The sequence below is a fragment of the Halococcus salifodinae DSM 8989 genome (genome assembly GCF_000336935.1).
In the GTDB taxonomy this organism is placed as follows: domain Archaea; phylum Halobacteriota; class Halobacteria; order Halobacteriales; family Halococcaceae; genus Halococcus; species Halococcus salifodinae.
Window position 1 is genome coordinate 94,496 of the sequence record NZ_AOME01000014.1, and the last position, 11,170, is coordinate 105,665.

Sequence of the window (11,170 nt, forward strand, 5' to 3'; positions counted from 1 at the left end):
CGACCGCGATTAAGGGCTACGACCGCGTACGCTCGGTATGCGACTGTTCGTGAGCGTCGATCTCGACGGGCTCGCCGCGGAGATCGCGGCCGTCCAGGAAGCGGTCGCCGACGCGAGCGGGGTCCGGCTCACCGATCCCGAGAACGTCCACGTGACGCTGAAGTTCCTCGGCGAAGTCGAGGAAGAGCGGGTTCCAGCCCTCACGACGGAACTGGCCGCAGCGATCGACGAATCGGGCGTCGGGCCGTTCGTGGCCGCGTTCGGCGGGCTCGGCGCGTTCCCGAGCGAGGAGTACATCCGCGTGCTCTGGGTCGGCGTCCATGAGGGTGGCGACGAGCTGGCCAGGCTCCACGAAGCGATCGAGGATCGAACCGTCGAGATGGGGTTCGATCCCGCCGATCACGAGTTCACGCCACACGCCACGATCGCCCGAATGGATCACGCCGGTGGGAAAGAGCGGGTCCAGCGTGCGTTACGCGAGACCGATCCCACTGTCGGCACGCTCGATGTTAGGGAAGTCCGGCTGACCGAGAGCGTGCTCAACGACGACGGACCGGAGTACACCACCGTCGAGCGGTTCGAGCTCTGAGCCGCGACACACCGATTTAGGCAGGCCGAAAATATACGTATATTGATAAGTCCTAAGTCGTTGGATCGTCACTCGACGGTATGGGCGCGCTGGCGAATCTCGCGCTGGTGTTCGTTGCGGGGTTGCTCACCGCGCTCGCGACTGGCCTGGGTGCGCTGCCCTTTTTCCTCGTCGACGACGTGAGCGACCGGACGAGCGTCGTGCTCTGGGGGCTGGCCTCGGGGATCATGGTGTCGGCGTCGGTGTTCGGCCTGGTGTTCGAGGGGCTCGCCGAGGGCACAGTGATGGAGATCGTCCCCGGTCTCTTCGCCGGCGTCGCGCTCGTGATCGTCAGCCACCACGTCATCGAGGGGTGGGAGGTCGAGCCGAAACAGTACGCCGAGGCCGACTACCGCAAGCTCCTCCTGATCCTCGGCGTTCTCACCGTCCACAGTTTTCCCGAAGGCGTTGCGGTCGGGGTCTCCTTTGCCGATCTCAACTTCGGGAACGGGATCGAACTGGTTGGGTTCACGGTGCCGGTGCTCGCTGTCTTCATGACTGTCGCGATCTCGATCCACAACGTTCCAGAGGGCGTCGCGGTTTCGATCCCGCTCCAGGAGATGGGGGTGCCGCGACGACGCCTCGTCTGGTGGTCGGTGTTTTCGAGCCTCCCTCAACCCGTGGGTGCAGTCGTCGCGTTCGCGTTCGTCCGGGTCGCGCGCGCGTTCGTCCCGTTCGGGTTCGGCTTCGCGGCGGGCGCGATGATCTACCTCGTCGTCTCGGAGTTCATCCCCGAGGCGCGCGAGGTCGGTGCGGGGCTGCCTGGCGGCGGCCGGCGAGAACTCCTCGCTGGACTCGGCGTCGGCGTGGTCGTGATGGTCCCGCTGGCGCTGGTCTGAGTGGGGTCGCGGCCCGAGCGAGCCGAAGAAGGACAACGATTTAAGCCGCGCCGGCCGAATGCGTCCATCATGGGTAAGAACTCGAAAGCCAAGAAGAAGCGGCTGGGGAAGCTCGAACGCCAGAACTCCCGGGTGCCGGCGTGGGTCATCATGAAGACCGACCGCGACACGATGCGCAACCCGAAGCAGCGCAACTGGCGGCGGAGTGACACGGACGAATGAGCGCCGAAGAGTTCGAGGAGCGGGTCGTGACGGTACCGCTCCGGGACGTGAAAGCGGGCGCGAACCACAAGGGTGCGGACCGCGCGATGACGCTCATCCGTGACCACCTCGCACAGCACTTCAAGGCCGATCCCGACGCGGTGCGGCTCGATCCCTCGATCAACGAGGCGGTCTGGGCGCGCGGCCGGGGCAACCCCCCGAGCAAGCTCCGCGTGCGAGCCGCCCGGTTCGAGGAGGAAGGCGAGCGCGTGGTCGAAGCCGAATACGCGGAGTAACGTGCTCCGCGCGGCCTTCACCGGTTCGGCGTACGTCGGCGTCTTCGCCCGAGCCACAGACGACTGCTTGCTCGTTCGGCCCGACGTCGACGAGGATCGTCTCGCGGCGCTGACCGACGAGCTCGGCGTCTCCGCAGTGCGAACGACGATCGCCGGCTCCGGCACCGTGGGTGCGCTCGTCGCGGGCAACTCCAACGGACTGGTGACGAGCAGCCGACTCACCGACGTCGAGCGCGACCGGATCGACGAGGCCGTCGACGTATCGGTGGCGGAGCTGCCCGGCCGGATCAACGCCGCCGGCAACGTCGTGCTCGCGAACGACGATGGTGCGTATCTCCATCCCGATCTCCCCGACGAAGCGGTCGCTGTCGTCGAGGAGCATCTCGACGTCCCGGCCGATCGGGGCGTGCTCGCTGGCGTTCGAACTGTCGGGACGGCGGCGGTCGCCACCAATCGGGGCGTGCTCTGCCATCCGAAAAGCACCGACGAAGAGCTGGATCACGTCGAGGAACTGCTCGGCGTTCCGGCGGACATCGGCACCATCAACTACGGTGCGCCGGTCGTGGGCTCGGGACTGCTCGCTAACTCGCATGGGTACGTCGCGGGCGAGGAGACGACCGGCCCAGAGCTCGGGCGGATCGAGGACGCGCTCGGCTACATCGAGTGAGTAGGTAAGACAACATACTTCCGGCGCGCCCGCCCAACCGGGGTATGGACGAGTTCGTAACACCCGAAACGTATCGATCGAAAGCGGTTGCGGTGCAGGGAGGCAGCCGATGAGCCTCGGTGGTGGCGGCGGTGGCGGCCAGCTCGAACAGCTTTCTGAGGAGATCGAGAACCTCGAACGCCACGAGCAGGCGCTCGAAAACGAGATCGACGAGTTCCAGGAGGAACAGCGCGAGATCGACGAGGCGACCGAGGCGCTCGACGCGCTCGAAAGCGGGTCGACGGTCCAGGTCCCGCTCGGCGGCGACGCGTACGTCCGCGCCGAAATTCAGGACATCGACGAGGCAGTGGTGAGCCTCGGTGGCGGGTACGCCGCCGAACGCGACAAGGAGGGCGCGATCGACACCCTCGAAACCAAACGCGACGCGCTCGACGATCGCATCGAGGAGGTCCGCGAGGAGATCACCGAAGTCGAGGGCGAGCGCGACGAGCTCGAACAGCAGGCCCAGCAGATGCAACAACAGCAGATGCAGCAGCTCCAGGGCCAGATGGGTGGCATGGGCGAGGACGCGGACGACGACGAGTAAGGCCGAACGATGTTCGACGGACTCAAGGACAAGCTCTCCTCCTTCCAGCGCGACGCCGAGGAGGAACTCGACGAGGCGGCCGGCGAGGTCGACGAACCCGAACCGGAGCCCGAAGGCGACGGTGAGATCGAGGCCAGCGAGGCCGAGACCGCCGGTACTGGAACCGAGGACGAGACCGAAACTGGGGGCGGAACTGAGATCGACTCCGGCTCGGACGGCGAAGCGACAGCGGAAGCGGCGTCGGCGACCGACGCGGCCGCGACGTCCGAGACGACCACGACGCCCGAAACGGAAGGGCCGGACGGCGAACCCGCATCAGCAACGGCGGACGAGCCGGAAGAGCCAGCAGCAGAGACCACCGAGAGTGCTGCCGACGCGGCACGTCGAGGGTGGTCGACGTCGAGGACGAGTGGCGATCGAGAAGAGGGAGAAGACGAGAACGAGGCGGGGAGCGACGATGGGGAGGGAAGCGATCTCGGTCTCGGGACGCGCGCGAAGCTGTTCGCCACGGGCCAGTCGCTGATCGAGGCGGGCGAACTCGACGCCCCGCTGTTCGATCTCGAGATGGCGCTGCTCGAAAGCGACGTCGAGATGAGCGTCGCCGAAGCGATCCTCGACCGGCTCCGCGAGGAGCTCACCGGCGCGACGCGCGCCCAGGTCAAGACCACCGGCACGGTGGTCGAGGAGGCGCTCGCCGAGGCGCTTCGGGAGGTCATCAGCGTCGGGCAGTTCGATTTCGACGGACGGATCGCCGACGCCGACAAGCCCGTGACGATCGTTTTCACGGGAATCAACGGCGTCGGGAAGACGACGACCATCGCGAAGCTCGCGCGCTACTTCGAGGAGCGCGGGCTTTCGACCGTGCTCGCGAACGGCGACACCTATCGTGCGGGCGCGAACGAGCAGTTGGGCGAGCACGCAGACCGGTTGGGAAAGAAGCTGATCGCCCACGACCAGGGCTCCGATCCGGCCGCCGTGCTCTACGACGCGGTCGAGTACGCCGAGGCGAACGACATCGACGTGGTGTTGGGGGATACCGCGGGTCGACTCCACACCTCGAACGACCTGATGGCCCAGTTAGCGAAGATCGATCGGGTGGTCGATCCCGACATGACCCTCTTCGTCGACGAGGCGGTCGCGGGCCAGGACGCCACCAATCGCGCCGAGGAGTTCGACGACGCCGCGGCGATCGACGGCGCGATCCTCGCGAAGGCCGACGCCGACTCCCAGGGTGGCGCGGCGATCTCGATCGCCCACGTCACCGGCAAGCCGATCCTCTTTTTGGGGACTGGCCAGGGCTACGACGACATCGAGCGGTTCGACCCCGACGTGCTCGTCGACCGGCTGCTCGGCGGCGAGGAATAAGTCGGGAAGCGAGGAACAGGAGTGTATCGTCAGGGCCACATCGGAGTCGGGCTGCTTCTCTACGCCCCGGCAGCCTACGCAATGGTTTCGGCCGGACGGCTCGTGCTCGCTATCGTCGGGTTCGGAGTGATGATCTGGCTCGCCATGCTGCCGGACGTCGACATGCGCCTTCCGTTCGTCTCCCATCGTGGCCCGACCCACACCCTCGGGTTCGCGGTGATCGTCGGGCTCGCGTGCGGGGCGATCGGGTGGGTTCTCGGGACTGAACTAACTCGGTTCGAGCCACAGCTGCTCGGCTCGTTTGGGTTCGGGCTCGGTGCGCTGGTCGTCGTCGCGCATCTGGTCGCCGACTGGCTGACGCCGATGGGGATCGCGCCGTTCTGGCCGCTTTCGTCCCATCGGTTCTCGCTCGGCTTCGCCCGTGCGTCGAGCACGCTCGCGAACGGGTTCCTGTTCGTGCTTGGCGCGGGCGCGACAGCCGTGGTGCTGTGGTTCACAGGATTGATCGGCTGAGTGGATACGTTTTGAGAACGGCTGCGGATGGCGCGTGGGAGTGCCGGAGGCGCGACTCGCGCGAGGGATGAGCGAGTGAGCGCAGCGAACGAGCGAATCGGTTGGGGAGGGTGTGGTCTGCGGTATTCATTTGTCCCGTGCAAGCAGGCGGTTTGCAGTCACGTCCATTCGTTTCGACGACGTTATTGAATCAGATCGGGTTTCGATCGCCTCGTCCGACGGACAAGCCTTTACCAGCCACACGACGTAGCACCGACAAATGGTACTCGACGATCTCGGGAGTTCCCTCCGGGGGACTCTCGACCGACTCCAGGGAAAGACCCGCCTCGACGAAGAGGACGTAGAGGAGGTCGTCCGGGAGATCCAGCGCTCGCTGATCCAGGCCGACGTCGAGATCGACCTCGTGATGGAGCTCTCGGACAGCATCGAGCAGCGCGCGCTCGAAGAGGAGCCCCCCGGCGGCACGACGGCCCGGGATTTCGTCCTCCGGATCGTCTACGAGGAGATGGTCGAGCTCGTCGGCGAGAGCACGGACCTCCCCCTCGAATCGCAGACGATTCTGCTCGCCGGGCTCCAGGGCTCGGGGAAGACCACGACCGCGGCGAAGATGGCGTGGTGGTTCTCGAAGAAGGGGCTGCGTCCCGCGGTGATCCAGACCGACACCTTCCGGCCAGGCGCGTACGACCAGGCGAAGGAGATGGCCGAGCGCGCGGAGGTCACCTTCTACGGCGATCCCGACGCCGACGACCCCGTCGAAATCGCCCGCGAGGGCCTCGCGGCGACCGAAGAGGCCGACATCCACATCGTCGACACCGCGGGCCGCCACGCTTTGGAGGAGGGGCTGATCGACGAGATCCAGGAGATCGACGCGGTCGTGGAGCCGGATCGGAGCCTGCTCGTGATGGACGCGGCGTTGGGCCAGGGAGCGAAGGACCAAGCACAGCGCTTCGAGGAGGCCATCGGGATCGACGGCGTCGCCATCACCAAGCTCGACGGGACCGCGAAGGGTGGGGGCGCGCTGACCGCGGTCAACGAGACCGACTCCTCGATCGCGTTTCTCGGGACGGGCGAGACGGTCCAAGACGTCGAGCGCTTCGAACCCGACGGGTTCATCTCCCGACTGCTGGGGATGGGCGACCTCAAGCAGCTCGCCGAGCGGGTCGAGCGCGCGATGGCCGACACCGACACCGACGAGGAGGACTGGGACCCCGAGGACATCCTGGATGGGCAGTTCACCCTGAAGGACATGCGCCACCAGATGGACGCGATGAACAAGATGGGGCCCCTCGATCAGGTTCTCGACATGATCCCTGGATTGGGCGGCGGGCTCAAGGATCAGCTCCCCGACGACGCGATGGACGTCACCCAGGACCGGATGCGGAGCTTCGACATCGTGATGGACTCGATGACCGAGAACGAGCTGGAAAATCCTCGTTCCGTGGGCGCGAGCCAGACCCGTCGGATCGCGCGCGGCAGCGGCCAGCCCGAGGAACGCGTGCAGGAACTCCTCGAACAACACCGGATGATGGAGCAGACCCTGAAGCAGTTCCAGGGAATGGGTGACGCCGACATGCAGCGGATGATGAAGCGGATGGAGGGCGAGGGCGGCGGCGGCATGGGTGGCATGGGCGGCGGTGGCGGGCCGTTCGGCTGAGGCGCTACGCTCCGGGTTCGATGTACGTCAGGAGTTCCTCGGCGGTTCGGTCAACGATAGCATCGGCGAGGTGGCCCTGGCGATGGGTGACGTCCGCTCGTCGTGGCGAGTGAATCGCCCACGGGAGCACGTAGCTTCGTTTCGGTGTTCCACCCTCGACCCAGTCGTCCTCTCGAATCGGGAGCGCGGCGTCGTGGCCGCTGGTCGAGAGCGCGACGGCCATGTGCTGTTCGTCGCCGAACGGATGGGTGTCGTCGTTCAACACGAGCCACGGGCGGCCGGCCGTTCCGTCTTTGAACGGGTCATCGCTCCACACGACATCGCCGCGGTCGTGGCTCATTCGGTCGTTCCGTCGTCCGCAGCGTGTTCCAGCCACGCCTCTCGATTCTCGCTCCCGTACCGTTCGTCGAGGGATTCGGTGATGCGGTGAAGCGCTATCGCCCCCGTGAGGCGTTCCTCGTCGTCGGTGATCGCCCAGAATCGGCCACGATGGCGGACCAGTCCGCGGTCGTGGAGGCGACTCAACACCGGACCGATCGATCCGCGTTTGACACCCGTTCGATCGCTGATTTCTGACTGCGTCCACGCACGGTCGTCGTTGGTTGCGAGAAAGCCAACGACGCGCTCGGCGTTGGTCCGGTCGAGGGCGTCCGCATCCTCGTCCTCGAACCGTTCGATGTCTATCGACACGGCTGTACTACGTGTCTCACTGTAATAGATGTATTGGCGTCCAACCGAACGACACTCGTCGGCTGTCGCACGCGGATGGAACCGATTTTTGTTCCCGGCGGGTATCGACACGCCAATGAGCGTCGCCGAGGTCGCACGCGAAGCCTACCGCGAGGCACTGCCGGCGCTGTCGGCGAGCCTCGTCGGCGGCCTTCTCGCGGGCGTGGTCCTCGGCGGGATGCGAAGCGAACTCGAAGCGGTCCCGGGACTCCTCGTGCTCGTGCCCGCGCTACTCGCGACCCGGGGCAACGTCTACAGCTCGCTCGGCGCGCGGATCGCCACCGCACTTCACCAGGGACTCGTCGAGCCACGGGTGCGCGGCGGCGATCCCCGGCTCCGGTCGGCGGTCGCGGCGTCGATCGCGAACGGATTGCTCGCGAGTGCGTTCGCCGCGACCGCGGCCTACGCGGTGTTGTGGAGTCTCTCGGCGTCGCCCGCGCCGCTCACCACACTCGTCGGGATCGCGGTGCTCGCCGGGCTGCTCTCGGGCGTGACGCTCTCGACGGTGGTCGTGCTCGCGGTGTTCGCGGGCTACCGGCGGGGGTACAACCCCGATACGCTGGTCGGGCCGCTCGTCACCACCACGGGCGACGTGTTCGGGATCGCCTACCTGTTGCTCGCGGTGCGGATCGTGCTCGCGCTCGGGGGTGGCTGAGTGCCGACCGAGTGGTCGTTCCGGGCGATCACGCGGGCGCTGTTGCCCGTTTTAACTGTTCTCACACTCGTCGAGCTCGGCAGCGGGTTCGTGCTCGGGTCGTTCGAAGCCACCCTGCTCCGCTACCCCGCGCTGCTCGTGCTCGTTCCGGTCACGATCGGCACGGCAGGCAATCTGGGGAGCGTGCTCGCCGCGCGGCTCTCGACCGCCTTCCACCTCGGCACGCTCTCCTTTTCGCCGACCGACGACACCCTCGCGGGCAACGCCGTCGCCACCGTGGGGCTCGCGCTCACCGTCTTTCCGGTCGTCGGCGCTGGTGCGTGGGTACTCACTGCGCTCACTGCCGGATCGAGCCTCGCGCTTGCGACGGTAGTAGTGATCGCGACCGCGAGCGGTGCGGTGCTTTCTGTTCTCGCCGTCGCCGTCACCGTCGTGGCGACCTACGCCGCCTACCGGTTCGAACTCGATCCCGACGACATCGTGATCCCAGTCGTGACGAACGTCTGTGACGTGCTCGGCGTGCTCGTGTTGTTCGGGATCGTCCAGATCGTGGTCTGAACCCGAGACGGGCCCGCCGAAAGTCTCCCGAAGGTTTAGAAGTGATGACGCGATCGTGTGGATATGCACCGCCTCGCGTGGGTTCTTGTCGTTTGTGTCGTGCTCGCTGGCTGTGCAGGAACGACGCCAGGGGCGACCGAACCCACGGAGTCGCCAGCCGAAACGCAGGACGTCACGACCGTCCCGGAAACGACCGTGCCAGCCGGAACGACCGTCGAGCAGGCGAAGGGACGGGCAGCGACCGTCACCAGGATCGTCGACGGCGACACCATCGAGGTCCGCTATTCGAACGGCACGATCGACACGGTCCGGCTGCTCGGTGTCGACACCCCGGAAGTCCACGTCGCGAACGATCCGCCGGAGTTCGAGGGGATTCCCGACACCGAAGCAGGGAGCGCCTGTCTCCGGGACGCGGGCCGGAACGCGAGCGCGTTCGTCGAACGGACCCTCGCGGACGAACAGGTACGACTCGTGGTCGGCGGCGACCGCCGCGACCGCTACGACCGGCTGCTGGCGTTCGTCCGCCACGACGGGATCAGCCTCAACTATCGCCTCGTCGACGAGGGGTACGCCCGGGTGTACGAGAGTTCGTTTGTGGGTCGCGAGCGGTTCGACCGGGCCGAAGCGCGCGCGAGGCAGGAGGGAATCGGACTCTGGAGGTGCGCGACTGACGAGGACGAACCGGAACCGTCGACCAGGGTTCGGACGGAGCCGGGTGGGCTCGTGATCGCCGAGATCGACGCGGACGCGCCGGGCAACGACAACGCGAACCGCAACGAGGAACGGATCGTATTCGAGAATCGAAAAGAGACACGCATCGATCTCGGCGGCTGGACCGTGAGCGACGCCGCCGACCATACCTATACGCTTCCCAGCGGGTTCACGCTCGGACCAGGCGAGCGAGTTACGCTCCACACGGGGGACGGTGCGAACACCGCGAGCAAGCTGTACTGGGGTGCGTCGGGGGCCGTCTGGAACAACGACGGCGACACGGTGACGGTGCGGAACGGGGCCGGAGAGACGGTCGCCGAGCGGTCGTACGGCTGAGAGGCTCGTCCGTCACGAGTGGACGCAGGGCTCAACCGCCTGGAGCCCGTATCCCAAACGATGGGGTCGCGTTTCGAACTCCCGCCGCGCCTGGTCGACTGGTCGATCCTCGGCGCCGTCTGCTTCGCGGTCGCCACCGGCCTGCTCGGTCTCGTGTCGGGACGCACCGGCGACGCGTGGGTGTTCGTGACCCACGGGATCGGCGGGCTCTCGCTCGTTCTCTTGCTGTTCTGGAAGCTCCGGCGGGTACGCCATCGGATGACCAATCGAGTGGCGTGGGATCGACACACCCCGCTCTCGATTCTGCTGGGGATCGTCGCCATCGCGGCGCTCGCCACCGGGGCGTACTGGGCGTTCGGCGGCCGCCTCGGCGTCGGGCCGTGGACGCTACTGTTCGTCCACATGGCACTCGGGGTACTCGTGGTGCCACTCGTGCTCGTCCACCTCCGCGGACGATTTCGCGCCCCGAATACCGACGATTTCGCGGGGCGGCGAACCACGCTGAGCGGACTCGCGGTCGTGGGATTCGGCGCGCTGACGTGGCGGCTCCAGCGTGAGGCCAATCAGCTGTTCGGGCTCGCGGGCGCGGATCACCGATTCACCGGGTCGCGTGAGGACGGCAGCGGCGAGGGCAACGCGTTCCCGGTCACGAGCTGGGTCGCCGACGATCCCGATCCGATCGATCCCGACGACTGGCAGCTCCAGGTCGGCGGCCGGGTCGGGCGCGAACTCGCGTTCGACGGTGGAGCGCTCGATTCGGACGCAGGCCGCCGCACGGTGCTCGACTGCACCAGCGGCTGGTACTCGACACACGACTGGCGGGGCGTTCGAGTCGGCGACCTCCTCGATAGCGCCGAACCGACGGACGAGGCGCAGTGGATCTCGTTCCGATCGGTGACGGGGTATCGCTGGAGCCTGCCGATCGAGGAAGCCCGCGACGCACTGCTCGCGACCCACGTCGATGGCGAGCGGCTCTCTCATGGTCACGGCTTCCCCCTCCGGCTCGTCGCGCCTGGCCGGCGCGGGTTCCAGTGGGTGAAGTGGGTCGAGACGGTCGAAGTGCGGCGGAAGCGCGACGCGAGCGAGTGGCTGGCGATCTTCGTCAGCGGGTTCGACGAGACGAGCGCGGACCGTGCTACGGATCGTCGGTAACTGGCGTCCCGTCTTCGGTCGACGGCGCGACGTGATCGACGTATTCCTCAACCGACGGCTCGTGGACCCGCACCCGGACGTGGATCTCGCCGAGTTCGCTCGGTTCACCGACCGCGAAGTTGACCACACTCTCGAAGGCGGCCTGTTTCTTCAAGTCGAAAGAGACCGTTTCGCCCTGACGGCCGCCGAAGAACTCGCTCCGGGCGGAGTCGAGGATTGCCTGACGGTGGAGGAGTTCGGAAAATCGATCGAGCGAGTGTGTTTCGGCACGGATCTCGCC

At 66.9% G+C, this 11,170-nt stretch carries 16 protein-coding genes; 13 read left to right on the forward strand and 3 right to left on the reverse strand.

Translation table 11 applies throughout. The features are described from left to right. Positions 1 to 37: 37 nt before the first annotated feature. From thpR to C450_RS02960, 9 genes are all read left to right on the forward strand, one after another. Positions 38 to 589 (forward strand): RNA 2',3'-cyclic phosphodiesterase, encoded by a 552-nt coding sequence (gene thpR, locus C450_RS02920; RefSeq protein WP_005039797.1) that lies wholly within the window; start codon positions 38 to 40, stop codon positions 587 to 589. An 80-nt stretch (positions 590 to 669) separates the two neighbouring features. Then, positions 670 to 1,467, forward strand: coding sequence for a ZIP family metal transporter (locus C450_RS02925; protein ID WP_005039799.1), 798 nt, complete (start codon positions 670 to 672; stop codon positions 1,465 to 1,467). Between the two features lie 69 nt (positions 1,468 to 1,536). Continuing rightward, positions 1,537 to 1,689 carry a 50S ribosomal protein L39e gene (locus C450_RS02930; protein ID WP_005039801.1) on the forward strand — a complete coding sequence of 51 codons (153 nt, stop codon included), beginning with the start codon at positions 1,537 to 1,539 and terminating at the stop codon, positions 1,687 to 1,689. Continuing rightward, positions 1,686 to 1,964 (forward strand): 50S ribosomal protein L31e, encoded by a 279-nt coding sequence (locus C450_RS02935; protein ID WP_005039803.1) that lies wholly within the window; start codon positions 1,686 to 1,688, stop codon positions 1,962 to 1,964. Before C450_RS02930 ends, C450_RS02935 begins: the two co-directional genes overlap by 4 nt. A 1-nt stretch (position 1,965) precedes the next feature. Then, positions 1,966 to 2,631, forward strand: a complete 666-nt coding sequence (locus C450_RS02940; protein ID WP_005039805.1) for a translation initiation factor IF-6 — start codon at positions 1,966 to 1,968, stop codon at positions 2,629 to 2,631. A gap of 109 nt (positions 2,632 to 2,740) precedes the next feature. Next, entirely contained in the window at positions 2,741 to 3,217 is a 477-nt protein-coding gene (gene pfdA / locus C450_RS02945) for a prefoldin subunit alpha (protein WP_005039807.1), read from the forward strand. Between the two features lie 9 nt (positions 3,218 to 3,226). Continuing rightward, the gene (gene ftsY / locus C450_RS02950) at positions 3,227 to 4,582 is read left to right on the forward strand and encodes a signal recognition particle-docking protein FtsY (RefSeq protein ID WP_005039809.1); all 1,356 of its coding nucleotides are present in this window, start codon (positions 3,227 to 3,229) and stop codon (positions 4,580 to 4,582) included. Positions 4,583 to 4,603: 21 nt separating this feature from the next. Further along, entirely contained in the window at positions 4,604 to 5,095 is a 492-nt protein-coding gene (locus C450_RS02955; protein ID WP_005039811.1) for a metal-dependent hydrolase, read from the forward strand. 259 nt (positions 5,096 to 5,354) lie between these two features. Further along, entirely contained in the window at positions 5,355 to 6,749 is a 1,395-nt protein-coding gene (locus C450_RS02960; protein WP_005039813.1) for a signal recognition particle protein Srp54, read from the forward strand. Positions 6,750 to 6,753: 4 nt separating this feature from the next. On the opposite strand, the gene C450_RS02965 is transcribed toward C450_RS02960, so the two are convergent. Both C450_RS02965 and C450_RS02970 read right to left on the reverse strand, forming a co-directional pair. Continuing rightward, a complete protein-coding gene (locus tag C450_RS02965; protein ID WP_005039815.1) occupies positions 6,754 to 7,089 on the reverse strand; it encodes a type II toxin-antitoxin system PemK/MazF family toxin in 336 nt (111 codons plus the stop codon). Continuing rightward, positions 7,086 to 7,439 carry a MarR family transcriptional regulator gene (locus C450_RS02970; RefSeq protein ID WP_005039818.1) on the reverse strand — a complete coding sequence of 118 codons (354 nt, stop codon included), beginning with the start codon at positions 7,437 to 7,439 and terminating at the stop codon, positions 7,086 to 7,088. Before C450_RS02970 ends, C450_RS02965 begins: the two co-directional genes overlap by 4 nt. Positions 7,440 to 7,554: 115 nt before the next feature. Here C450_RS02970 and C450_RS02975 point away from each other — a divergent pair, with 115 nt between their 5' ends. The 4 genes from C450_RS02975 to C450_RS02990 all read left to right on the forward strand — a co-directional run bounded on the left by C450_RS02975 (position 7,555) and on the right by C450_RS02990 (position 10,890). Then, complete coding sequence (locus C450_RS02975; protein WP_005039820.1) at positions 7,555 to 8,133, forward strand: magnesium transporter; 579 nt, start codon at positions 7,555 to 7,557, stop codon at positions 8,131 to 8,133. Further along, positions 8,134 to 8,691: a magnesium transporter gene (locus tag C450_RS02980; RefSeq protein ID WP_005039823.1), complete on the forward strand. Its 558-nt coding sequence runs from the start codon at positions 8,134 to 8,136 to the stop codon at positions 8,689 to 8,691. Between the two features lie 63 nt (positions 8,692 to 8,754). Then, positions 8,755 to 9,738, forward strand: a complete 984-nt coding sequence (locus C450_RS02985) for a lamin tail domain-containing protein (protein ID WP_005039827.1) — start codon at positions 8,755 to 8,757, stop codon at positions 9,736 to 9,738. 60 nt (positions 9,739 to 9,798) lie between these two features. Next, entirely contained in the window at positions 9,799 to 10,890 is a 1,092-nt protein-coding gene (locus tag C450_RS02990) for a molybdopterin-dependent oxidoreductase (RefSeq protein ID WP_005039829.1), read from the forward strand. On the opposite strand, the gene C450_RS02995 is transcribed toward C450_RS02990, so the two are convergent. After that, positions 10,874 to 11,170: hypothetical protein (locus C450_RS02995; protein WP_005039830.1), on the reverse strand; the 297-nt coding region annotated here is incomplete at its 5' end. The genes C450_RS02990 and C450_RS02995 overlap by 17 nt on opposite strands.